The organism is Ruminiclostridium sufflavum DSM 19573, from assembly GCF_003208175.1.
Classification (GTDB): Bacteria; Bacillota; Clostridia; order Acetivibrionales; family DSM-1351; genus Ruminiclostridium; species Ruminiclostridium sufflavum.
In genome coordinates this window covers 45,536-71,712 of record NZ_QKMR01000013.1, presented here as the reverse complement: position 1 = coordinate 71,712, position 26,177 = coordinate 45,536, and the positions used below count along the sequence as shown (strand labels likewise).

At 32.8% G+C, this 26,177-nt stretch carries 20 protein-coding genes; 1 reads left to right on the top strand and 19 read right to left on the bottom strand.

Translation table 11 applies throughout. From position 1 onward, the window contains the following. Nucleotides 1-171: 171 nt before the first annotated feature. The 16 genes from LY28_RS11470 to LY28_RS11395 all read right to left on the bottom strand — a co-directional run bounded on the left by LY28_RS11470 (nt 172) and on the right by LY28_RS11395 (nt 18,930). On the bottom strand, nt 172-2,010 hold the full coding sequence (locus LY28_RS11470) for a polysaccharide biosynthesis protein (protein WP_110462335.1): 1,839 nt from the start codon (nt 2,008-2,010) through the stop codon (nt 172-174). A gap of 136 nt (nt 2,011-2,146) precedes the next feature. Then, nucleotides 2,147-3,163, bottom strand: coding sequence for a Wzz/FepE/Etk N-terminal domain-containing protein (locus tag LY28_RS11465; protein ID WP_110462334.1), 1,017 nt, complete (start codon nt 3,161-3,163; stop codon nt 2,147-2,149). A gap of 423 nt (nt 3,164-3,586) precedes the next feature. Next, nucleotides 3,587-5,116 carry a murein biosynthesis integral membrane protein MurJ gene (murJ, locus tag LY28_RS11460; RefSeq protein WP_110462333.1) on the bottom strand — a complete coding sequence of 510 codons (1,530 nt, stop codon included), beginning with the start codon at nt 5,114-5,116 and terminating at the stop codon, nt 3,587-3,589. Continuing rightward, nucleotides 5,113-6,732 (bottom strand): asparagine synthase C-terminal domain-containing protein, encoded by a 1,620-nt coding sequence (locus LY28_RS11455; RefSeq protein WP_165835553.1) that lies wholly within the window; start codon nt 6,730-6,732, stop codon nt 5,113-5,115. Before LY28_RS11455 ends, murJ begins: the two co-directional genes overlap by 4 nt. 192 nt (nt 6,733-6,924) lie before the next feature. Further along, nucleotides 6,925-8,025: a glycosyltransferase gene (locus tag LY28_RS11450; protein ID WP_110462331.1), complete on the bottom strand. Its 1,101-nt coding sequence runs from the start codon at nt 8,023-8,025 to the stop codon at nt 6,925-6,927. 26 nt (nt 8,026-8,051) lie between these two features. Continuing rightward, nucleotides 8,052-9,191 carry a DegT/DnrJ/EryC1/StrS family aminotransferase gene (locus LY28_RS11445; protein ID WP_110462330.1) on the bottom strand — a complete coding sequence of 380 codons (1,140 nt, stop codon included), beginning with the start codon at nt 9,189-9,191 and terminating at the stop codon, nt 8,052-8,054. A gap of 89 nt (nt 9,192-9,280) precedes the next feature. Then, entirely contained in the window at nt 9,281-9,919 is a 639-nt protein-coding gene (locus LY28_RS11440) for an HAD family hydrolase (protein ID WP_110462329.1), read from the bottom strand. Further along, nucleotides 9,916-10,872 (bottom strand): ATP-grasp domain-containing protein, encoded by a 957-nt coding sequence (locus tag LY28_RS11435; RefSeq protein ID WP_110462328.1) that lies wholly within the window; start codon nt 10,870-10,872, stop codon nt 9,916-9,918. The genes LY28_RS11440 and LY28_RS11435 overlap by 4 nt, the downstream gene beginning before the upstream one ends. Before the next feature lie 19 nt (nt 10,873-10,891). Beyond that, on the bottom strand, nt 10,892-11,971 hold the full coding sequence (locus tag LY28_RS11430; protein WP_110462327.1) for a Gfo/Idh/MocA family protein: 1,080 nt from the start codon (nt 11,969-11,971) through the stop codon (nt 10,892-10,894). 12 nt (nt 11,972-11,983) lie between these two features. Continuing rightward, the gene (locus LY28_RS11425; protein WP_110462326.1) at nt 11,984-13,291 is read right to left on the bottom strand and encodes a nucleotide sugar dehydrogenase; all 1,308 of its coding nucleotides are present in this window, start codon (nt 13,289-13,291) and stop codon (nt 11,984-11,986) included. Nucleotides 13,292-13,417: 126 nt separating this feature from the next. Beyond that, the gene (locus tag LY28_RS11420) at nt 13,418-14,713 is read right to left on the bottom strand and encodes an O-antigen polymerase (protein ID WP_133250190.1); all 1,296 of its coding nucleotides are present in this window, start codon (nt 14,711-14,713) and stop codon (nt 13,418-13,420) included. Nucleotides 14,714-14,728: 15 nt separating this feature from the next. Then, on the bottom strand, nt 14,729-15,772 hold the full coding sequence (locus tag LY28_RS11415; RefSeq protein WP_242981246.1) for a glycosyltransferase family 4 protein: 1,044 nt from the start codon (nt 15,770-15,772) through the stop codon (nt 14,729-14,731). A gap of 167 nt (nt 15,773-15,939) precedes the next feature. Continuing rightward, entirely contained in the window at nt 15,940-16,611 is a 672-nt protein-coding gene (locus tag LY28_RS11410; protein WP_242981244.1) for an acetyltransferase, read from the bottom strand. After that, nucleotides 16,601-17,233: a sugar transferase gene (locus LY28_RS11405; protein ID WP_110462323.1), complete on the bottom strand. Its 633-nt coding sequence runs from the start codon at nt 17,231-17,233 to the stop codon at nt 16,601-16,603. The genes LY28_RS11410 and LY28_RS11405 overlap by 11 nt, the downstream gene beginning before the upstream one ends. Next, nucleotides 17,234-18,349: a DegT/DnrJ/EryC1/StrS family aminotransferase gene (locus tag LY28_RS11400; RefSeq protein WP_110462322.1), complete on the bottom strand. Its 1,116-nt coding sequence runs from the start codon at nt 18,347-18,349 to the stop codon at nt 17,234-17,236. Between the two features lie 77 nt (nt 18,350-18,426). Beyond that, on the bottom strand, nt 18,427-18,930 hold the full coding sequence (locus tag LY28_RS11395; protein WP_110462321.1) for a winged helix-turn-helix transcriptional regulator: 504 nt from the start codon (nt 18,928-18,930) through the stop codon (nt 18,427-18,429). Nucleotides 18,931-19,122: 192 nt separating this feature from the next. On the opposite strand from LY28_RS11395, the gene LY28_RS11390 reads away from it, so the two are divergent. Then, a complete protein-coding gene (locus tag LY28_RS11390; RefSeq protein WP_110462320.1) occupies nt 19,123-20,919 on the top strand; it encodes an O-antigen ligase family protein in 1,797 nt (598 codons plus the stop codon). 250 nt (nt 20,920-21,169) lie between these two features. Here the strand turns inward: LY28_RS11390 and LY28_RS11385 are convergent, their stop codons facing one another. The 3 genes from LY28_RS11385 to LY28_RS11375 form a co-directional block, all read right to left on the bottom strand. Then, entirely contained in the window at nt 21,170-22,312 is a 1,143-nt protein-coding gene (locus tag LY28_RS11385; protein ID WP_110462319.1) for a TolC family protein, read from the bottom strand. A 23-nt stretch (nt 22,313-22,335) separates the two neighbouring features. After that, nucleotides 22,336-23,598: a TolC family protein gene (locus tag LY28_RS11380; RefSeq protein ID WP_165835552.1), complete on the bottom strand. Its 1,263-nt coding sequence runs from the start codon at nt 23,596-23,598 to the stop codon at nt 22,336-22,338. Nucleotides 23,599-23,892: 294 nt separating this feature from the next. Further along, a complete protein-coding gene (locus LY28_RS11375) occupies nt 23,893-26,154 on the bottom strand; it encodes an S-layer homology domain-containing protein (protein WP_110462317.1) in 2,262 nt (753 codons plus the stop codon). Nucleotides 26,155-26,177: the final 23 nt, after the last annotated feature.

The window sequence follows — 26,177 nt, the reverse complement described above, 5'->3', positions numbered from 1 at the left end:
AATTGATTTTAATAATTAGACGTTATTTTTTATAAAATGTTGCAAATAATATATTTAACTATTTAAAATAATAAAATCATTGTTAGCATATCAATTATTTATCATATTTATGCTAAATCCGATAATTTCCCTATATGGCTTTAAACCTTCTACCGCTTATGTAATGCATATCTAAGAGCTTTGCTTATAATTTGGCACTATAACCTTCATATAATCCATTACTTCATCAGAATTTGTCAGCAAAATATTCTTAAGACAATCAATTTCACGCATTAAAATAGCCATATCACTATGTAAAGGCTGTGCAACATATATTTTATTATTCTTGGTAGCCCGCACTCCTTCTTCGGCAAGCAGCAGCTCTTCATACAGCTTTTCCCCCGGTCTTAGCCCCGAAAATTCAATCTTGATGTCAACATCCGGTTCAAACCCGGACAGCTTTATTAAATTTCTTGCCAAATCGTATATTCTTACAGGCTCACCCATATCCAGCACAAATATTTCTCCGCCTTCAGCCATAGCACCTGCCTGTAAAACTAATTGTACTGCTTCAGGTATTGTCATAAAATATCTGATAATTTCAGGATGGGTCACCGTAACCGGCCCCCCCTGCTCTATCTGCTTTTTAAAAAGCGGTATTACACTTCCGTTGCTGCCTAACACATTTCCAAACCTTACCGCTACAAATTCTGTTTTGCTTTGTTTTGCAAATGCCTGAATAACCATTTCAGCGACTCTCTTTGTAGCCCCCATAATATTTGTCGGGTTTACCGCCTTATCGGTTGATATCATAACAAAGCGTTTCGCACTGTATTTATCTGCACACTCAACAACATTCAGTGTTCCAAAAATATTATTCTTTATTGCCTCAGTAGGATTGGCCTCCATCAGAGGAACATGCTTGTGAGCTGCTGCATGAAATATTATATCCGGTCTGAAGGTCTTAAAAATATTGTCAAGCCTTCCTTTTTCTCTTATACTTGCAATAATTGTATTTAGTTGCAGCTTAGGATAATTGGCTAACAATTCATTTTGAATATCATAAGCGTTATTCTCATAGTTATCCAGTATTATAAGGCGCTTTGGAGAAAATGTGGCTATCTGCCGGCATAATTCAGAGCCTATGGAGCCTCCGCCCCCTGTAACCATAACTACATTGTTCTTAATTAAACTGCCAATCTCGTTATTATCAAGCTTTATTGCATCTCTTCCCAGCAAGTCCTCGATATTTACGTCACGTATCTTCTGCACAGAAACTGTTTCATCTATGAGCTGAGAAAGAGACGGCAATATTTTAACTCTGCACTTGGTATTCGAGCAAATAGTATATATCTCATTAATTGTTTTAGGAAGCGCTGACGGAATAGTAATTACAATCTCATCTATCATCTTGTCCTCTGCTACCTTAACTATATCCGCCCTTGTCCCCACAATAGGAACACCGCTTAATTTCCTGTTCTGCTTTCCCTGATTATCATCTATTATCGCTACAGGTGTGCTTTTAAGCTCAGGATGCATGTGATATTCATTGATCAGTGCAGCACCTGCATCACCCGCACCTATCAGCATTACCTTTTTCGTACTCTTAACAAGCAGCATATCCCCTCTCAGGAAATGCCTAAATAAGCGGTAGCCGAATCTTATTGCACTGATAAAGAAGCAATCTATAAAAAAAGTAATTATAAAAATACTTCTGGGTATCGGAGTTCTTGTGAGAAATACAAATCCCATCATAAAACTGTTGCTGACCAATGAAGCCAGAATAACTCTGGACAGCTCATAAGCACCCGCATATTTCCATAGGCTGTTATAAAGTCTGAAGGCTATAAATGTACCTATCTTTACAATAGATATTATAATAATTAATTTTGGAATTTCGTTTATAAAATTAGTGTAATCAGGATTGCTAAAAATATCATCCAGCCTTAAGAAATAAGCCAGTATAAGAGATGCATTCACAAAAAGGATATCTAAGACTAGTAAAGAAAGAGCTCTTATTTTGTATTTCATTTTGCAATCATTTCCTCCTTTAACTAAGCTTTAATCAACCCTCTTTATTATATCAGCAATCTGAACTTTAGTGAAGTCCAAAAAAGCTTGTATCATTTGACACAAACTCTTTGGCATAAATACTTTTCATAAGCTTTTATATGTTCTGTCCTTTTTTTAGCCAGTACTCTTTAACCAAAACCAGCACAACAGCCAGCATACCACCAATAACTAGCCCAATTACAGCGTTAAGTCCATTGCTCGGACTTGTCTTTGCAATCGGAGCTACCGGGGATGATAATAAATAAATATTTGTTTTAGCAATATTTACTATGCTCCCCTCCTGTTCCTCAGATATTCCTGTTTCATAATACTCTGCAATGGCCTTTTTTTCTATATCAAGCTCTTTCAAATTTTGTTTAAAAACTCTTATACTATCCTCCGTCGAAATTATCAACTGCTCATTTTCAACTATACCTTCTTGAAGCTTTACATATGCAGGATTAATGATATTTTCAATCACAATATTATTACCCTTAGCAACTAATGCACTTTGATTAATTGTCTCCGGCGTTTTTACAAGAACTGCCTTATTCTCCGCTAAAATCTTCTTAGTACTTTCCAGTATAACCTCCTGCCCCTTTAAACCGGCACTGAAACTGTCATAATAATAGCTTACAGCCCTGTCTCTGGTAAGCATATCAACATATTCAAAATAATTGTTATACAATGTTTTTGCAAATTTTAAAGATTCTTCGGCACTTTTTGCCGATACCTTTACGTCAAAAACATTTTGCGAAGAATTCTTTGTATCAATGTCCCCCATAGATATTTTTTCTTTCAACTCTTTTATAGTCATATCTTCTCCGCGCTTATACCCCATGTCATTCATAGTATTCAAAATAACATCGTTGCTCGTAATTAAGTTCATGTACTGTCCGTTAGTTGAAACAGGCAATTTGTATTCACCATACTTTGTAATATATGTTTCGGGTATATTAAGATCTATTTTTAAATCCGTATTATAAACGGGAGTTATCACAAATATACTTAGCAAGCCTGCTAGGATTGCACCTGCAAGCGAAAAGCTTACTATTATAAGCTTCTTCTTCCACAAAACCAGCAAGAGCTCCCTTAAATCTATTTCATAATCATAATTCTGACCTTCATTCATAATAATAATTCCATTCCCTTCTCTCGCTCAAGTACTAAGTATAATGTAAAGGCATACTGAGCATTAATCGGTTTATTATTTTTTATATAAAAATATAAATTCACATAGCATTTAATTAATAATACCTATTTTAAGCTAAAGATTTTTAAATACAACTATGGTATTATAACATTTACGCTATATTAATTCAAGCTGTATAGCATTCTTAATCACGGACCTAAACTTAAGTATAGATAAATTAATAAACATTCCTGAATATTGTAAATATATAGAACTGATTATGCCTAAGTCAATTAATCGTAATTGTCTTTAGTAATTGAATACACATTTAATAAACTAGGTAAAGACCTCTTCTTTTGTATGCCTTCCATGCAACCCCGTATTACTAATAGATGCTTTCTCCCGATTTTGTTTTTTAAATCTTTATTTACTTACTTTTTTTCTCAAACGTCTTATAACGTACAAAATTTCATTGCACTTTAAAAGGTACAAAGCACTAACATACACACTAAAGCTAATAAAAGTTGCAAATACAAACCTAGTTATTGAACCAGCACTCTTTAAAGCAGCTGATGCGATAAAAGCAATAAATATAGTAATAAGTGCTGATATAAATATCTTAGTAAGAGTTTCAAGATATTGGGATAGCCTTACTTGTTCAATTTTCCTCTGTAAGCTTTTGGATAAAATATAGGACGACAATGCAGCTGCTATTGATGACCCCAATGCAATACCACCTATTCCCATGTATCTTGTTAATATGATGCTAAAAATAATATTTAAGCCAACAGATATTACCCCATTTTTCATAGGTGTTTTTGTATCCCCAATAGCATAAAATCCTCGATTTATAACTTCACGTATCGCTATAAAAACAAAACTTATAGAATAATATGATAAAGCAGTACTTGTTAGGTGTACAGCCACTTTATCAAACTTGCCTCGAGAATATACTATTGAAATTATATCATTTGAGTAAATGTATGTTACAATTGAAATCGGAACTAGAACAACCACTAACAGAACTAAATTCTGCATAAGATTTTTTGAAAAATTATCATAATCATTTCTTGATGCATTCTCTGTCAATGCAGGATATAACACCGTTGACAGTGAAACAATAAAAACAGAAGTTACAATTGAACTTAATGAATTTGTATATGATAATGCGGATACCGCACCTACCATTAATCCTGAAGCTAAAATTTTATCAACTATTTGACTAAGTTGAACAATGCTATTTCCTAATAGTATTGGTCCAGATAGCTTTAACATCTTCTTAATATCTAATGTGAACAGGCTCCAGTCATCAATTACAAAGGAAAATGCCTTCTTTGTAAAAAACAATAAAATTATGACTTGAACAAATAAACCTCCTATAGTAGCCCATGTCAGAATTTGAACATCTCCATCTCTACCAAATGCCAAAATAATAATTATAATAAATATATTATTAAGTACTCCAGAAATCTGAGCACTATAAAACAGTTTTTTTGAATTTAAAATTGCAGTAAACATATATTGTGCCATAGTTAAAGTAAAAGCTGCCATTGTAATTTTTGTCAACAAAATTGCTATTCTTTCTGTTTCCGCATTAAAACCAGGTGCAAAAATCGGAACAATATATGGTGTTATTAAAAATGCAAATACACTCAATATAGTTGAAATTGTCAACGTAACAATTAATGCTTTTGTTGCAAATTTATTTCCTTCATGTTCTCCATCTCTAAATACCTTACTGATGAAAACAGACAAAAATGCTGTAGATATACTATTGCAAACTGCCGGAAATAGTAAAGCCGGCATATTGCGAGCTAAAAAATACGCATCCGTCAAATTATTCGCCCCAAAATATGCTGCAATTATTGCTTCTCTTATAAAACCAATTAATTTCCCTATCACTGAAATTCCAGCAACAAATATTGTTATTTTTATTAAACTTTTATTCTTCATTTCCCCAAATTCTTTCCTAATTTTTCTAGATATTCCTTCATGATTATATAGTTGATTTCAAAATATTCTCCCCCTTCTAGCAAATAAAATAAATACTTATTAAAAGTAACTATCTGTCCCCATTTGAAAGGATGTAAATAATAATCCTTTGCTCTAAAGATATACCTAGATATAATTCTTAGAAAAGGAATTCTATTGCGAATAAAAGCAGTAATATTTTTGTATGCTGTTTTATCATTAGTAGACTCAATCTTTTCATTACCAATTGCCTCAAAGTAAAATTTCCTTTGATATCTCATATCAATAGGAAGCCCAGACCAAAAATTTATCAAACGATTATCCCACAATGGCATCCGCCATTCATATCCAAAAAACTCATATACTCTAACAGAGTTACATATAAATTTAGCCTGTCTCTCAATAATGTCAAAAAATTCGTATTCATTTGTTGCCTCTTCTGAGCTATACTTTTCTTTTTTAATCAAATTCTTTAATATATCGTTTTTAATAGTATTTACTGGCAATTTTGTTTTATCAATATATGGATAGTGCTTTTTGATTATTAAATCTGCCAGCTTTGATTGATCTATATAATTAGATTCAATAAAATCTTTTGTAATATGACTGCCAGCTAACATATCACCAGAATGTCCCGGTATAAAGACACAATCTTTTGGAATTATTCCTTCCCTTTTAAGGTAATAAACAGCATAAAAATCTTGTATATGAGGACATGAAGTATAACTTCCGCCATAGTTCAAATAATTATTATATATATCTTGATCTTTAAGCCACTTCCATGTTTTTTTGCCATATTTAATAAAATGCCACTCAAAATTATATTCACTGGCAACTTTCTTTGAAATCATCGTTTCCGATGAGTCAATATCTCCATAAGTAAAACAAATCACATTATGATAATGAAATTTATTTAGCATTGATACTATCATTCTGGAATCAGCACCACCAGAAAGCGGGACTACAGCTGTCCTTCCATTAAGAGATTCTACGAGGTCTCTTCCTGTTTCTTCATAATAAACACTATTAAAATCTATTTTTAATTTATTTTTTATATACTTTTCAGATATATCTAACAAATTATCATGATTATACCTAAAATAAAAACGCTTTGTAATTGAATTTGTTTTTTTGACCAGAGTTATTATTTGACCAGCCTCAACTTGATATATTCCATTTATAAGAGTCTTTTCTCCAGATACAAATAAGGAGGTTATCTTAAATTCATTAATTGATTCATTATTATACCTTATACGATGATTGTCATTAGTTATTTGTATGATTTTATTAATATCACTTGAGATAATAACCATATTATTTATCTTGGAGTAAAATAAAGGAAAAGCCCTTAGCCTATCATTAGCAAAATAAGTAATCTCTCTGTCATTATAAACTATACTAAAAAAGCCATTTAACATAGCAAGGGTTCTATCAAATCCCATTGAATCAATCAATTCAAGAATCTTATTAACTGCATCATTCTTACTATAAAAAACCCCATTAATAAAAAAATATCCTCTAAAAGCAATTTTATCTATACAATACCAAGGATAAGTTTTATTATCCGCTTTAATAAACTTAAACTTTTCTTCATTCATATCCTTATTCACCCATTTCAATATCATCAAAGTAATATTTTTGTACCTATTTGTACCTATGTGGACAAAAAATCCATTAATTTTACCCTATTTTCAAAAATTATGTAATGTTAAATACCAATCTATACTACAAATATTTACTATATATGGCTTTATGCTCTGACCATTTATATAAAAAAAATTGTAATATACTCAACCTATATTGTATATCTTATCTAAATGGTTGATAACCTTATTCCAAGTATACCAAAATTGAATTTTAGATATATTTTTTGTTTGCAAATCTAGTATATCTCTATTTTTAACAATATTATTAATACATTTCAGAATATCCTCAGTATTATTTCCATCAACTGATAGCCCAATATTATGTTCCTTAACAAATTCTTCTATGACAGAACCCTTACTTACAATAACTGGAGTTTTAGTTAAGATAGCTTCATAAAATTTAACTGGAAACGCCAGCCTATTTTGGGCGGTATCCATCGGATATACCACATATAAAATATCTGTATTTCTATAAAGTTCTCCAATTTGAAATACACTATAAGTACCTGTTACTTTAACGTTATTATAGTTAGCTTCAATGCTACGTAAATATTTGTAAGCTACTCCCATTCCATGTATTATAACTTCTACATTTTTTAAATCTTTGCATGCATCCATAAGATTCTTTAGCTCAAAGGATTGCCTCACAGCTCCAATATATGCTATCCTAAGACTATCAGAATAGCTCTTTTTTATGTCTTTAAAATATTCCTCATCTGGATAATTAGGCAAATAAAACGATTTGAGTCTATACTTTTGTTTAGTCACCTTCATTTGCTCTTCATTAACATAAATAATTGCATCAGATTTATTTTGAAAAAATGAAACTATTGATCTTATAATATACCTCAGCTTCTGGTTTTTCCATAATACTTCATAAAACTCATGCATATCAAATATTAACTTTGCTTTTTCTTTGTTTAAAAAAAAGCCTGCAATGATTCCATCTAAATCGTGGCAGTGTAAATAACTATACTCAACTTTACTAAGATATTTTTTAATTTCTATTATAAATTTAATATATGCTATTAGTTGCTTTATTCCCGTTCCATACTTCGCGTATGGAAAAAATCTTCTTATGACAATACCGTCTATTTTTTCATTTGATTTATTAATATACTCCCCTTCTCTATCCCAACATAAAACTTCAACATCAAATCCTTTACTCCTTAAATACTTTGCCTCTTTATGAACCCTTACATCAGGATCATATCTATTAGTTACAATCATTATTGCTTTTTCCATTAAGTATCCTCCTATAAGCTCTACAATTACATAGTTGTCAATTTCAATATTTTTACAATTAGATTGCAGACTCTTTCCACATCATCTTTATTCAAATAAGGATGCATCGGTAAGGATAATACCGAATCACAAAGCTCATTTGTTACTTCAAAATAATCATCATTATATGCCAATTCACTAAATGCCTTTTGCTTATGCATTGGTTTTAAATAATATATCATACAAGGAATGCCCTCTTCCTTCAACTTAGCTTGCAGGAAATTTCTTTGTTCCCTATTTTTTAACTTAATCGTATACTGAGCAAAGCTAGATACATAACCTTCCGGGATTAATGGTATTTCAACAATACCTTTTAATCTTTCTGTATAAAGTCTGTATATGTTATTTACATCTTCGAGTTCATGATTAATAAAGGCTGTTAATTTTACCTTAAGGATCGCTGCTTGAATAGAATCAAGTCTAGAATTAACTCCAATTCTCACATTATCATATTTATTGACACCTTTACCATGAATCTTCAGTGAGTTTATAAGCTCTGCCAATTCATCATTATTTGTAAAAATTGCTCCGCCATCTCCATAACATCCCAATGGTTTCGCTGGAAAAAATGAAGTAGTTGCGGCATCTCCAAAGCTACAGGCTTTCTTACCGTTAATGCTTCCACCAAAGCCTTGTGCACCATCTTCTAATATTAACAAATTATATCGTTTAGCAATTCTTATAATATCAGTATAATTTGCAGGAAGGCCAAATAAATCAACAGGAATGATAACCTTCGGAGTTAATTTACCTTCTAAAACAGTCTGCTGAATTGCTTTTTCAAGCTTTTCAGTATCAATGTTAAAAGTCTCTCTGTCTACATCTATAAATATTGGAGTTGCACCCGCAAAAGAGACTATCTCTCCCGTTGAAAAAAAAGTAAAGTCCGGTACATAAACCGCATCTCCCTCTTTAATTCCCAATGCCATCATCACAATAGTCATTGCCTCGGTACCATTCGCACATGATATACAGTGCTTAACACCAACATATTCAGCTAATAGTGTTTCTAGTTCTAAAACCTCTTTACCTCCGATAAAGTTTGCATTTTCCAAGACCTCCTGCACTGCAAAATCTATTTCATTTTTATATTTTTTATATTGTGCCTTTAAATCTCTGAATTCCAAAATTTCCTCTCCCGCCTTTAACTATTAGTATAAACCAATTGTATATTTACAAGCTTATTATAGTTACTTTTTAATAACTTTATTGCGAATTAAATATTACTTGTTAAAAAATCTACGACTGCATTATAATTTTCAAAAACCTGTACTTTACAATTTGCAAATTGTTTACCCCATAATCCTGTCTCAACAAAAAATCCTGCTATATCAAACATATTAGCACATTCTATTTCAATGGGACTGTCACCTATAATAATATCTCCGGAATTAACCTTATTCTTTAAAAATTCCGCTTTTGCATTCTGTCCCAGTAAAGGCATCAAAACAATATATTCATCGAATGAATCCTCTAAATTAAGCAATTTGACTTGATTAATTAACCTTTCTTTATAGTTTCTCTGGGTAAGAAGGTAAATCTTAAATCCAGCCTCATTTAATTGTTTATAAGCCCTTTGCGGTGATCCGATTACAGTATCTACTTTCAACCATTTATTGCTTTCTAAATTTATTCGTTTATAGTCAACATAATGCTCAATATCAATTTTAAAACCTTCGAAAATTTTATCGACGATAATGTGATCTTTAAAGCCTTGCCGTTTATACAAACAATACTTTTCAAAACTCAGGTTTAAAAAAGCATTAACATGTAAATATTCTGCAAGAATACCATGGTAACGATGCATGACATCAACCACAGTCCCGTCAAAATCAATATATGCAGTCTTACTCATAGTGAATTAATGAAAAATTCTTCGTAGTATTTAATCATGGTATAACCGTTATACATTTTCTCCGGATACCATTTTTCTGTATATTCATTAAGAATAATTTGTATCAATTTATTAGGAATATCAAATCCGGACTCAACAGTTAATGGAAGACCTCCTGATGCAAATCTTGTATTAACATCAAATACGCAACACTCTCCATTTAATAACCTTTTAAATTGAAAATTAATAGGACCCCGAAGTTTTTCTATCCTCTCCATTATTTGAATTACACTTTCTATATTTTGTGAATAATCATTACATGTTACTATTGCACCGCCACCATTCATTTTAACCCTCTCACGAACATTTGCGCCTAAGCACTTTCCTTCTTTGTCAAACAAGCAATCCACCGTATATTCTTTGCCATCAATATATTCAATTAAAATATAGTTTTCCATTCTTAGAGACCAATACTCATAATCTATTTGGTCTTCAATCTTAATCACATTTCTGCTTCCAGAACCTATTATAGGCTTTAAAATACATGGGAACATCACTTCTTCAGGTGTTCTATAAATTCTTGGTGTTCTTATTCCTAAAGATGCTAAGTATTCATAGCAAAATTTTTTATTACTCAAAATATCATTAACCTGAAAATCCACCAACAGCATCTTTATGTTATAAAGCTCTTCCCGTATACTTATTTGACTATAAAAATCCACATCATATGAAGTAACAGGAATAATTATATCTACACCTTCATTTAAAATAATTTCTTTAACAACTGCTAAATAATTTCTGCTTTTTATAGCTGGAACAACATAAAAAGCATCTACCCACATTTTTAATGGTACAGCTTCTGACATATCAATTGCTATAATTCTATATGATGAACTTTTTTTAAAATGCTTGCACAAATATATCCCAGTTAGTCCACCTGCCGAAGTAAGCAAGATTGTATATACCCTACTCACATAAATCCCCCCACCTTATTTAATCAAATCTGCCCTTAAAGTCCATTGTACTGCATTTTTTAATAGGCAGTTTAACACTTATGCCTTCATTAGCTGATTTGTATACCGCAAGAACAAGTTCTAAAGCCCTTCTTCCGTCATATGCTGTAACATATGGTTGCCTGTCGTTTATGATAGCATCAATAACGTCCCCATAAAGAGGATTATGTCCAAACCCATATACATTAGGTGGGTTTTCGTGGAATCTGGCTTTCACTTCATCAGGATTGTCCTTTGCATCAGCAAAGCGCCACTCTTCAATCACATTTACAGATTTCCCTCCTGCTTTAACTGTTCCTCTTTCACCGAAAATATATAATGTTTCTTCAAGATTAGCAGGATATATGTTTGTTGTCCCTTCTATTATGCCATAACTGCCATTGGCAAACCTGATAAGGGCAATTCCTAAATCTTCTGCTTTAATAAAACTATGGTTAAGCCTATCTGTCATACCAACAACTTCTGTAATATCGTTACCCATCATCCAACGCAGAAGATCTATGTTATGTATACACTGATTCATTAATGCACCTCCATCCTGCTCCCATGTACCCCGCCAAGGAGCTTGCCGGTAATAGTCCTCTCCCCGATTCCATCTTATATGAGCAGTCCCATAAAATAGTCTGCCAAATCTATCTGCTTCCAATGCTTCCCTGATTTTTTGAACTGACTTATTAAAGCGGTTCTGATGGCAGGCGCAAACCTTTACGCCTTTTTCCTCTGCCTTTTTTATAATACTATCAGCATCTTCAAGAGATAGCGCAATGGGCTTTTCAATAATAATATTACAGCCTGCCTCTATACAGTCAAGAGCAATCTGTGCATGCCTACCACTTTCTGTAGCAATTGCTACAAGCTGCGGTTTCTCTTTCTGAAGCATTTCTCTGTAATCAGTATATCTACCGGTAGTTTTATTAAGATTAAATTTGCATATTTTCTCTTTCATATTTTCAGGTATAATATCACATAGAGCTGTAATTTCAAGATTATTTTCAGCAGCAGCCACTATATGATTAGGTGAGATACGTCCGCACCCAATTAATGCATATTTGATACTCATGACAGCTACCTCCTATAATAACTCTATATTTTCTCTGTTCTTAACCTTCTTCATTACATTTTTTGTGTCAAAAACTATTTTTGAATTATTTTGTACAAATTCATAGTCTACATTGGAATGCGCAGTAGTTATCATTACTAAATCAGCACTTTTAAGCAATTCAACCGTGAGATTTGTTTCACCTTTTTTCACATTGCCGTGATCTCTATATTCCGATATCCATGGATCAAAGAAAGCAACATCTGCGCCCTCTTTTTCAAGCTCCTCTATTACTCTAATTACAGGGCTTTCTCTATAATCATCAACATCCTGCTTATATGCAACACCCAGCACTAAAATTTTAGACCCATTCATTGCCTTTTTATATCTGTTTAATATTTTGCTTGCCCTCTCTGCGCAGTATTCTGGCATTCTATCATTAACCATCATTGAAGATTCAATCATCGACGTATGGAATCCATATTCCCTGGCCTTCCAAGATAAATAATATGGGTCTAATGGTATACAATGTCCTCCAAGACCCGGCCCAGGATAAAAAGCTTGAAATCCATATGGTTTAGACTTCGCAGCTTCAATTACTTCCCAAATATTAATTCTCATCTTGTTACATAATATAGCTAATTCATTTACTAAACCTATATTTACATTCCTATATGTATTCTCTAATATTTTTTCCATCTCTGCAACTGCAGGAGATGAAACTTTATAAATAGGCGCTTCTAAAATGTTCTCATACATTATAGCAGCAACTTCTGTACAATTTGAAGTTATCCCTCCCACTACTTTGGGCGTATTCTTTGTTTTATAAATTAGGTTTCCCGGATCAACTCTTTCAGGTGAAAAGGCCAGATAAAAATCCTCCCCGCACTTAAAACCAGACTTCTCAAGTATAGGCTTCAAAAGTTCTTCTGTTGTACCTGGATAAGTAGTAGATTCTAGTACAATTAGCATATCCTTGTGCATATATGGGACAATACTTTCTGCTGAAGCTCTGACATAACTAATATCCGGTTGTTGATGCTTATCAAGCGGTGTCGGAACAGCTATACATACACAATCAGCAGAAGCTACCTTAGAAAAATCTGTTGTAGCCGATAACAAACCAGACTCTACAAGTTTTTCCAAATCCTCGTTTACTACATCACCTATATAATTTTTGCCGCTATTCACCATTTTAACTTTAGCTTCTTGTATATCAAATCCTATAGTTTTATAGCCCGCCTTAGCCTTTTCAACAGCCAAGGGCAGTCCTACATATCCCAAGCCAATTACACCTAGTGTAGCTGTTTTATTTAATAGAATTTTTTTCAGATTATTCATAGCTATCAATTCTCCTTTATTAATTAGTCTTCCTAATGTTTAAGTCTATAAAAAATGTAAGCATTAAAATTCCTTAATTCACAGAGTTAAAGTGAATATTTCCCTTTTATATTTTCACTAACACATCTAAATATTATCAAATGTAGACTTTTTTATATCTGTTGTAGTATCAAACATCTTATTATCAATAAAATATATAAGAATAATAGAAATAAGCAGCCCATGCGTTAATAACGATGTTTGCAAAGCTCCATCTACTAATGAATAAATAGGAAAAATAAAGGTCGCTACAACAATGGTTTTATCAACTCTTTTTGATATTTGGTCTATCAAAATAAATATAATTCCAAGCAATATTGAAAAAAACAACATACCTAAAATACCAAAATTCATATATGCATCAGCTAAATAACCAGTATTAACCATCATCTTGGAAGAACCGTAATATAATTCACCTATCATATAAGTGATATTGGTATTATAAATTTCTTTAAGTCCAAATATATTTCCAATTATCGATTGAGTTAAGTATGCTTTTTGATTATCCGAGAAAAAATCATAATAGAAAAAATAGTTCTGAGCAGGTACAAATAGAACTCTGTTTGTTATAAACGACGTTGGGTAATCACTAATCTTGAAAATTCCTAAAACAAATGAGCTTAATACTATTAATACCATACCCCCTGCAAATATTGTGTAAAACTTCTTAATCTTTATCAAATAAACCGAACCAAGTACTAATACAAGTGAAAAAAGAAAACTTTTATAGGCAGTCAATAAAAATAAAACTATTTGAAATAATATTACAAGTATTATGCTTTTATATTTTCCTTTATAATAAAAATATCCAATTAAAAAAGGATTTATAATCTTAGCTTGCCACATCAATAAATAATTAATTATACTTAATGAAGAAACAAATTCGCTTCTTATTTTATATACATTAAATAAATTAAGTGCTCCTAACGTAGGCATACCATTATCCTTTATTATCAAAAAATATGTTGTTATAGTTATAAGAAATAGCATAAGAACGAAAAGTTTTTTTGATACTTTTATTCTTATAAGTTTTATCTTAGGCATATATTTAACAGTTAATATTGTTATTAAAAACCCTATAACAAATGCATATAAAAAAACTCTTGATTCATTTTTCATCGCATATATTGAAAGAGTTGGAATAATCATCATTAAATATAAAAATTGTAAAAATACATTGGAAATTTTAAAGTCTGACTTAGGTACTATAATATAAATAATAATTAACAATATATACGTTTCAATTAATTTAATATAATTAATATCCAAGTTGAAGCCCATGTATCCCCATATCGGATTAATTAGCTTTAAATATGAAAATTCTAAAAATATTTTATAAATAATTACTAAAAACAATCTTTTTATATCTTTTATTCCTACCATATCAGCCACACTCTCTCAAGACTTAATTATTTCCAAATATGTCTTATGCCTATCAAATTTTTGTTCTGCTAATTCTCTGCTGTTTCTTCCCATTCTATTTCTTAATTCACTATCTTTCAATAAGGTCATTAACTTTTCACCTATATCTATTGCATCATTATTATTGCAGTTCAATCCCATTTTATAATCATCTACTAAATTTCTATACTCCATACATTCCTGTGTATTTATTACTGGCAAACCTGCTGCCGCATAGTCTCCATGCTTGTTAATTATACTCGCTGCTGCACCCTTTCTTATAGGATTAACCGCTATATCACACACTCCGAGAATTCCCACCATTTCGTTATATGGCAATCTGCCTGTAAATAAAGTATTAACCTTTTTACTTTCTGCATAGTCCTCGAATTTCTTCTTTAACGGTCCATCTCCCATAACAATAAATTTCAAATTGTTAACACCCTTATTTTTTAAGATTTCCATTGCATCAAAAACACAAGACAAGTCATAGCTGTAACCTAAAGTTCCTGCATAGACAATCCAAACTTCATTTTCCGGTTTATTCCGGTATTTGTTATTAATAAATGCTTCATCAAATTTGCTTAGATCTGTTCCTAAAAATACAACCTTCCCTTCATGAACTTTACTGTTAACTTCTAAAGCTCTCTTTAAATATGTTTTAGAAACTGCAACAATTTCATCTGCCGATTTATAAATATAATCCGCCTTCTTTTTCATTCGATAAAAAAGGATATCACTTATTACGAAAAAATCGAAAATCATCTTAAAAGCTTCAGGCCACAAATCCTGAATGTCTATTATGAATTTTATATTATTTTTTTTTGCATACTCGGCAGCAGCAGCAGCAACATCCAGGGAAGGTACTGAGCAATATATTATATTAGGTCTCTTCCTATACTTTAAATACCTTTTTAGATTTTTAGCCATTGTACAGTGGCTGTAAAATCGCTTTAATGATACATTGTTTTTATAGATAGGCTCTTCAATTAAAGTTACCTTATAATTCAAATCTAGTAAAATGTCCTTTTCTCTTTTCATTTTTTTATTATGAGAAAAATCGGAGGTTATTAATTCTACACTGAAATCATTATCAGCAAAAAGCTCCGCTAAATAGTTGAACCTGTTATTACCTTTTCCATCAAAATCGCTGCAAAAATGCGCTATTACCAAAACATCCCCATTCATTTACAAAACCTCGCACCCATCTATTTCATCATCTTCCTTGCTGGAACTCCAACATATACTCCAGGTTCAGTAATATTCTTTACCACTACGGCACCCGCGCCTATTTTACAGTCACTGCAAACGTTTAAATTATTGCTTACAATGCTTCCTATTCCTATCCAGCTTCCCTTTCCAATTCCTACTGTGCCAGCCAATTTAGCCCCCGGGGAAATATGGACATAATCTTCAATAACATTGTCATGGTCTATGCTGCAGCTCGTATTTATGACACAGCCCTTCCCTATCTTAGTCAGGCTGTTAATGACAACTCCTGCCATAACAGCAGTACCAATACCTATTTCAACAGCGAATCCTATAACAGCGCTTGGATGAATTAAGCTTACCATCGACAATCCTTCATTAATGAACTTCTCTTGTATTTTTTCTCTCGTCGTATTGTTCCCAATAGCTATAAAAAATTCTGATTCATCTTTATATTTCATAGCATCAACTGTTTTGCCAATGTTCTTTAATCCTAAGGCTTCATCAATTGCGTTATCATCATCAAGAAAAGCAATGCTCTTCCATTTATTCATCTTTATCGCTATATCAGCGGCAACCTTCCCATGCCCGCTGGCACCAATGATAATTAACTTGTCTTTCACGCTTGCTACATTCCTTTCTGAAATAATATTGAAGTTTTTAACATTCAATCTTGCTCCCTCTAAAAGGCTCCATGGTAACTGAATTATCTGATTTAATACCTTCCCTCATAAATACCTTCTTAATAGTGAGAAAAATAATCTTCCAATCTCCAATAAAGCTCACATTATCAACATACTCGACATCTAGCTTAAACCTATCTTCCCAGCTGATGGCATTTCTCCCTTTGACTTGAGCATATCCCGACAAACCGGGTCTTACTTCATGTCTCCTTTTTTGGTTCTCATTGTAAAGTTCTAAATATTGAACTAATAAAGGTCTGGGGCCAACTACAGCCATATCGCCACATAATATATTCAAAAGCTCAGGCAATTCATCTAAGCTTGTAGCCCTAAGTATCCTCCCAAATTTTGTTAACCTTACCGAATCCGGTAATAGCTCTCCATTCTCATCCTTTTCATCAGTCATGGTTCTGAATTTATACATTTTAAATACCTTTTCACTAAGGCCTGGCCTAACTTGAATAAATAATACAGGGCAGCCAAGGTTTACTCCGACTATAATTGCAACGATAAAAAGTAACGGACTCAATAGTATAAGTGCAATACCGGAAAGCACAAAATCCTGCGGCCTTTTTATAAACCTTTCGTAAAACCCCTTCTTTCTTTTCATCTATCTATACAGCCCCTTAATAATTTTACAAATTCTTTCTAAACCATTATCAGTAATTTTCGTATCAGACGGCAAGCAAACACCATTCTTAAAAAGCTTTTCACTTACATCCCCTCCGATATGGTCAAACTCAGCAAAGAATGGCTGAAGATGCATCGGCTTCCACACAGGCCTTGATTCAATATTATTCGCTTCTAATGTTTCCATTACATCTAAAGGTCTAACCTTTCCATTCAGTTGAATTACACTCAGCCAATAATTCGGCATATTCCAGCTATTGATAGGCATAAAGTCAATACCCTCTAACTGCCCTAGTTCCCGCTTATAAAACTCAAATATGTATTTTTTCTTTGCAATCCGTTGCTCTAGCACCTTGAGCTGCCCTCTGCCAATTCCGGCGACTACATTGCTCATCCGATAATTAAATCCTAATTCGCTGTGCTGGTAATGCCTTGCATGGTCACGAGCCTGGGTTGCCCAAAATCTAGTTTTTGTAATTTTTTCTTCATTATCCGAGACAAGCATCCCACCGCCTGAAGTAGTAATGATTTTATTCCCGTTAAAGCTAAATACTCCAAACTCTCCAAAGGTACCCGTGTGCTTTCCTTTGTAATACGTGCCAAGGGCTTCTGCTGCATCCTCTATCAGAACAACATTGTATTTCCTGCAAAGCTCAACAATTTTGTCCATATCAGCTGACAGCCCATAAAGATGAACTACCACAACTGCCTTCACGCGATCACCATATTCAATCAAGGCCTGTTCCAGCATCACTGGATCAATATTCCAAGTGGCATAATCACTATCAATAAAAACCGGAACAGCCTTTTCATAAATAATCGGATTTGCAGTAGCTGAAAAGGTTAATGACTGGCACAAGACAATATCCCCCTCTTTCACACAAGCTGACCTAAGTGCAAGATGAATAGCCGCAGTTCCTGTAGTAGTCGCAAAGGCCGCCTTAGAACCGACTTTTGCCGCCAGTTCATTTTCAAATCCTGTCACATTAGGTCCAAGAGGCGCTATCCAGTTAGTATAAAATGCTTCTTGCACATATTCCATCTCATAGCCTTCATCACTCATATGCGGAGATGCTAACCAAATCTTTTCAGCCATTGTCGTTACTCCTTTAATATGTATAATAGTTTCTTTAATAATATTTTTAATCTAATCACAGTTACTCATTCCGCCGATTATAACAGCTCTAACAAATTTATCAACCTTGTATATTCTTCTTTAAACCTATTATAGTTTTTAATACTTAATGTTACAACTGTTTTCGATTTATCGCAAATATCTTTATCTGTAATAAACTTTATATTTGCGATATCTTTTAATGATATTTTAGCAAGCTCACTTATTTCATCTTCTTCAATTATTAAATAGACTTCTTCATTCTCTTTAGCTAGATTCTCCAGCTCAAAGCGAATTTTAGCCTGAGTCTCAACTATATATTTATAATTACTCTTTATATAACTGCTGGTTTTTTGCAGCTTTTCCGCAATTCCTATAGGGGTAAGCATATAGAGCATTCTGTTCATCGGCATTCTTTTTAATTTAATAAGTCCTTCTTTTACCATCTTGTTTAAAAGAGTATTTATGCTTCCTACAGAACAGCGTATTATTTTTGACAGCTCTCTTTGAGTAATTTCCGGATTTTTACCTATTTCATTCAAAACAATATATTTTTTATCCATGTTATCACTCTCATGTGTTTAATTAATGAACACGTAAAATTATACTCCATTGCTTAAACTAAAGTCAATATAATTCATCTATTTCTATTATTCTCCTATTTTCTTAATCAATTTGCCTATTCTTTATGTTTATTTACATCCTCATCTATGATAAACTAACTAAGTAAATACAGAGAGGCGGTTGATATTCAATTGAAAAATAATAAAAAATCTATTGTTAATGATAATGTCATCAAAATACTCCCATTAGCATTAATATTACTTATTGTCCCGATGATAGTGTTTATGCGTTCAGTTCCTGTTGAAGGCATTGCAGATAATTTTTATTCAGCAAAATCTGCAAACGACTTCTTCAGCTATTATAAAACCTCATGGTTTATAGCGTTTACAGTTGTATCAATTTTTTTTGCTCTACATTATTTATTTGTAAAAAAAATTAAAGTTAAGTCAAGCTTCTTTTTTGTGCCTTTATTAATCTACTTTTTGTTTGTTTTCCTTTCTTCTTCATTCTCAGAGTACCATGATGTCGCATTTAACGGATTTATTGACAGATTTGAAGGCTTTTGGACCATATCCTGCTATATTATTGTCTGTTTAATAGCAGCACACTTTATTACGTATGATAAGGATATTAAGCTATTATTCGGTTCACTTGGCATATGTTCCCTTATTCTTTGCCTGTTAGGTCTTTCACAGTTCTTTGGCTTTGATTTCCTCCAGACAAACTTTATGAAGCACGTAATGCTCCCTCAAAAGTATGAGAACTTAATAAGTTCATTAAACTTTAAATTTCCGGAAAAGTATGTTTATCTTACCTTGTTTAATCCAAATTATGTCGGCAGCTTTTGTGCTCTGGTATTGCCCATATGCATTGTTATTCTCCTATTGTCAAAAAATAAATATATGAAAATAATTTCCGGCAGTTTGTCTGCTCTTTTATTGGCTAACCTTATATTCAGCCGATCTACCACCGGATATATAGGTGTATTCGTTGCATTGCTGTGTCTCGTTGTTTTATTACGAAAAAGGATTTTTAAATACTGGCTGCCTGTACTCGCCCTTATCCTTTGCTGTACAGGCGTATTTACTTATTTAAACTACAGCTATTCCGGAATAATTACAAAAGAGTTAATTAACCTTTTACCTAAGAAGCAAGCTAGTATCGGTTTAGTTCATGGAAAATATAAAAATATCACTGATATGACACTTAACAAAAATAAAATGACTATATACATGAACAGTACACCTATTAATGTAATATTTGATACTCAAGACAGCACACTCAGTTTTTTAGACAATGATGGTAAAGCAGTAAACTATAGAGCTAATCCTTCTAATAAAAATCATCTTCTTTTTGATCAAACTAATTTTATTGGACTACAGCTAAATATTAATAATTCTGTACTTGCAATCTCCTCACCAAGAACAATTTATTATGTTACCATTGATGATACAGGCTCCTTTAAATTTTTAAACAGCGGAGGCAACCCTGTTGATATCGAAACTGCAGAATCTTTCGGGTTTCAAGGCTATGAAACATGGGCTTCAAGCAGAGGATATATATGGTCCAGAACCATACCTTTATTAAAGGATACCGTTTTACTGGGACACGGTCCGGACACCTATGCAATTTATTTCCCTCAGAATGACTTTAAAGGCAAGCTGATTACTTTTTCTTCTCCAAATACATTGGTTGATAAGCCTCACAATATGTACCTTCAGATGGCAATAAATACAGGCTTGGTTTCATTGCTGGCCTTTTTAGTATTTGTACTCTGGTATATTATAAATTCATTCAAGTTATATTTTAATCCGAAAAACAGCGACAGCTTTTATTATATGGCGGGATCGGCATGTCTCCTATCAGTAATAGGCTTTTTGGTTGTTGGTCTTGCAAATGACAGCAATATAAATGTCAGCCCTATATTCTGGATTATTTTAGGAATAGGCTTTGCATCTAACAGGCTATATATGAAGGAAATACACTAATTAACTTTTCTTCTATACATTACTGCTATCCATACTGGTAATCATTTTGAAGCAACAAAAATGACTATAGTCCGAAAAACTGCAAGCCCGTCGGTCGATAGTCATTTTTAGCTCTTAAGGTCTACAAAAACAAATTTTAAAAGTTAACAATTTTCTTTCTGGTATTTTACAGTGTAAAGAACTTGTACTTACTGTCAAATACTATGTCGACTTTTTAAATATTTCTCTATTTAAACTCATTTGTTTTTTCTTACTGCTTTTCCATATACGCATTAAACTTCTGTACTTCCAGATAATAGTCCAGCTTTGCCATCATATAATCAATATTAGCCTGCTCTGCAGCATTAATTACAGTATTTATGGCAGATCCGCTCAAAAGACCAAGCTTTAATTTTTGCTGTGCTATTTCAAGATTTTTATCACATATTTCTTTATTCAATTCTTTAATTTCTATTTCATCCTTCAAATTTAATATAGTGTTATTTTCCTGATAAATATATTTCTCAATGCTTATCATTTCATCCTTCAAGGCATACTCCTGCTCCAGCTGCGTATCCTTTAAGGCATCCAGTTCAACGGGATCCTCCCTGCTTGTATTGTCTTCTACAATTTCAGCTTCGAGCTTAGCCTGTTCAATCTGAAACCTAATATCTTTAATTTTATTATTATTTTTTTGTCTGTCCTCAATGACAGCTTTGATATCTATCTCATCATAATTTACTTCAGGAACTTCTATATCTATGATTTCTATATCATCTGTAATTTGTCTTCCTAATAAGGAATTGAGCGCCATTTTTGATTTTTCTTCTTCCCTGTTGAGTTGAACAAGCTCACTGCCTGCCTTTTTTATGCTTAATTCAATCTCGGTAACAACACTTTGCACACTTCTGCCCAACTTCACATCGCTTTTCTTTACCTCCAGATCTTCCTCCAGCCTTTTTATCAGCTCATTCTGGCAGCTTATTTGTTTCTCCAGAGAAAGCAGCGTAAAGTAATTCTCTGTCACATCCAGCTTTATGTCTATAATCTTGTTTTCCTTTTCATATCTCAGATTTCTTAAATCGTTCTCCTTTTGTGCAGGATAGAGCTCTTCAGTTTTCTTTTTCTCTATGAAATAGAGATCAGTAGTCATCTGCAATTGTTCATTAGTTAAGGGCGACGCATTTGAAGAAACAATTGCTAGTTCATTATAACGAATACAAATATCAGCTGCATTTTTTATCTTATCGTCATATAGCTTCAAACTGCTGCTGTTTGTTAATGCCGTGTCTATTGCTGTCTTCAGATTAAACTCAGCTATGTCTTTTGTTTCCACGGCAAAAACAGATGAATATTGAAATGTTATCGCAATTGCCAATAATATTGCCAATCCTGTTTTTATTTTATTTTTCATTTTTTCATCCTTTCATAAAATTTTTAATATTGTAAGCCTATCCCTAATTTTGATACCTGCCTTAGGTTTCTCACCGCAGAATTATATATTCTGACTGAATCATTATAAGCTGATAACGCTGATAATGAATTAATTTCCTCACTAGTCTTCTCAGTCTCAGTTATTAACTGCTTTTCATACTTTTCTACAGCAATTTTATACTGCTCATTTGCAAAATTTAAATCTTCCTTGCATGTATCCATTTTTTCTTTTTTGTATTTCACATCAATATATGAATAATTGATGCTTTGTAAAACAGCTTCTTTTCCGGCACTAATTGAAAGCTCTGCCTCATTTATTTTTTGCTCAGTCAGACTTTTATTTAATATAGCCTTTACATTCCACGGATTATTGGAAAATGCCTCATTTGCAATATTAAAATCATTCTTAGCCACCCAATAATCTATCTTTGCCATTAATATTTCATTTCTGTTAATCAATGCGCTGTTTAAATATGTATCATAAGGCTCAAATACTTCTATAGTATCCTTACTGTAATCTTTTAAAACCAAGTTACTGCTGATAGGCAAGCCTGTCAACCTTTTTAAATCTATTTCCAGATTATCAATCGTACGGGATAACTTCCTTGCTTCCAGCTTTTTTATCTGTAATTGCTTATATGCCTCCTCGATTGATGCCTTGGATAATTCCCCGAGATTATATCGTATTTTTTGCTGCTTATATGTTTTTTCCTGAAATTCAACGGTTGTATTCAATATATCAAATTTACCCCTTGCAGATAAAATATTATCATACAACTGCCCGGTTTTGTCCTTCAATCCAGTCTCTGTCATTCGATTACCCAGACTCAACTTCATTACATTCGCCCACATAGAATAGTGAGGAAACTTGCCGGGATTCATATATTTAGTTATATCTTCCTTTCCGATAAAATATGATGTATCTCCATACATTGTATATAAAACATAAAGCTTGGCAAATTCCGTACTATCCATTGAGCTTCCGTTTTTCAGTCTGGTGTATAAATCATCAATAGCCTTTATTGCATCCGAATTAAAAAAGTCATCTTTACTAGCATTATACTTATTCCCTTTTATTAAATTTTGAATGCTTCGATTTGTCTGAATAATACTATTTTCATTTTGAACTGCTTTTTCCTGAGCTAACTCAAGAGACAATACAACCGGCTCCGCTTTTTCTTCCTGTACATCCGCAAATACCGGATTAAATAAATTTGCTGCCACTGCAGAGATTAACAGCATTACTGCCAGCTTCCTTCTCAGCATATGCTTTGCATTCCTCCTTACTTGCATATTTTTTTGTTGATGCTATTGTTTAATTTTATATTATTAACGGAAGAGGATACACCTGTATTCGCTGAATCCTCTCCCGCTTGAATTACCTGTCTTACTATAAAAACCACTTATATTCTCTGGTATATTACAAACTTATTTTTATTACTTTATTCCTTTTCTTAAGAGGCTTAACATTCGTTGCACAATTTGAAAATTTTAGCAAAACTAAAGTATCGTTTTAGCTGAAAATAATTATCCTTACACTTTATAAGATTTTTATCAGCATTACTTTCCTATTACTATTTCTGCCTTGTCCTCATCGCTGCCTGTTACCACATTCCCTGCATAGTCCATAACCATACCATAAGCAAAGATATATTCCTTATCAGCCTCCAAACTGTTAAATCTGAAAACTATGCTTCTGTCGTCAAAATATGTAATAGCAATAGGTACCTTTTTGTAAAACTTACCCTGCTCAATATACTCTATACTGTAATTCTGAGGCTTCAGATTTGCCATTTCGGTTGAAATTTCCTTATTAAAGGTTACCTTGACTGTGTCTTTTCCGACTATTTTTGCCTCGTTAATTTTTAATTTTGTTTCATCCACCTTATCAACAAATACTGTTTGACTGATAGTATTTATTACACTGACTCCAGTATAGTCTTTCATACTACCTAGTACCTCAATATCAAAGGGTGTATTATTCACGAAATAATCTTCTCTTTTTAAAAATAATTGTATACTTGTCTGATCCACATTTAAAAATCTTACTCCTCCCGGAATTCTAACTGTCTTATCCCCCATATTGCGAATTTGGTAGTTAATTACATTTAATCCCGAATTGTAATCTATTGCCTTGTTAAATATAACATTTACTGTTCCGGAGTCAATTATTTTAACAGCTTTAATAGCTAGCTTTTCCGCAATTGAGTAGTATCCACTAAAGCTATATGCTTTTTCTTCAATTGAATACTGCTTGGTTGAGTCCTGAATACAATTAATCATAATATTATAAGTCTCATTTACATCAAAAGCTGTTTTCAAGGTTAATACAACGCTTTTACCGTTTGAAACATTATCACTTATCAATTCTGCCTTTTCCACTTCTATAGGATTTTTCTTGCTGTTTGAAACACTATAGCTGTATACCTGCTCAGCCCTCAGAGGATGAATCTGCCTATTGAAATCAAGCTGTATGCTTCTGCCGGTTATCGCAGTTATTTTCTCTAATACAAGGGAAGACGCAGGCATATCCTTTCCAATAAAGGAATAGCTATCCCCTTCTCCGTCACCTAAAGTAGTGCCGTAAGCACCTACAAGCTGCCCGGATATTTTTAGCGTATATTCCTTATTCGCTGAAAAGCTTTTACCCTTTAAAATAACAGATGCTACATTTTCTCCGCCGGCAAAGCTTATAGTGAGTAAGTCTCCATTTGCATACAGCTCGCCATTTTCATATAGCTCATAATAAGGAGCGAATTCAACATTCTCATTTATGGGCTGTGTAAAATATACATAGATTTCATTCTTCCCTATTTGCTCAGCCTTACTGATTTTAAACAAATCTGATTCAATAGAAGTAACAGTGTACCCGTTAAAAGTCGCTGTCAATATTCCTGATATATTTCCTTCAAGATCTTCGGCATCTGTCACCTCAACCTTATATATTCTATCAGGCAGCTGAGTATTGGTCTCTATTTCAAGCTGAGTACCCGAATGAGACACAATGGATACTGCCAAATTATTATTTTCATTATTTTCCTCATAAATTCTTATGTTCTTTGCATCGATTGAATTAATTGTTTCATTAAACTTAATAATTATTTTTCTTCCGTTTAAAGGCACTATTTCCTGAATTTTTGTTTGTATCGTGTCGTTGAGTATGCCTGAAGCTAAAGCAATGTCTCTGTTAATTGCTCCGTTTTCAATTAAGGTTTGAAGTAGTGTTTTATTATCTCCTTTAAGTTTTATACTTAGTGCCCTATACATTACAAGGACTGCCTGTCCCCTGGTATACACCATGCCGTCATCTTTTGTCTTCGTCAGATATGCCTGTTCAGTTACAAGCCCTGCATCGTACGCCGTTTTAAATACATTGTCATTCCACTTAATATCATCTGTTCCTGTGTATTTTAATAGCTTTAGAAGCATTACAAGGAATGCTTGCTCGGTAAGGTTATCTTTCGAACCAAATTTACCGTCATATCCGTCAATAATATCATTAATATAGCAAAAGCCTACATACGGCGCGAACCAGTCTGTTTCCTTTACATCACTGAATACCGTTTTTACAAGGCTATCTTTATTTTCCTTAACATACGCATCCTTACCCATGAGCTTTGTTATAAAGGTTGATGCTTCGGTTCTTTTTAAGCTCCCGTCAAGATTATAATTTCCATTTCCGTCTCCTGCAATTACACCTATCTTATTCAGCCTGTCAGCTGTCAGCTGTAAATCAGAAGTATCCTGAGCAAATATTGCAGCTGTGCTTGACAACATAATACTTACCGAAACTAATATTGCCGTTATTTTTCTTATGTACATGATGAACCCTCCTTAAATTATAT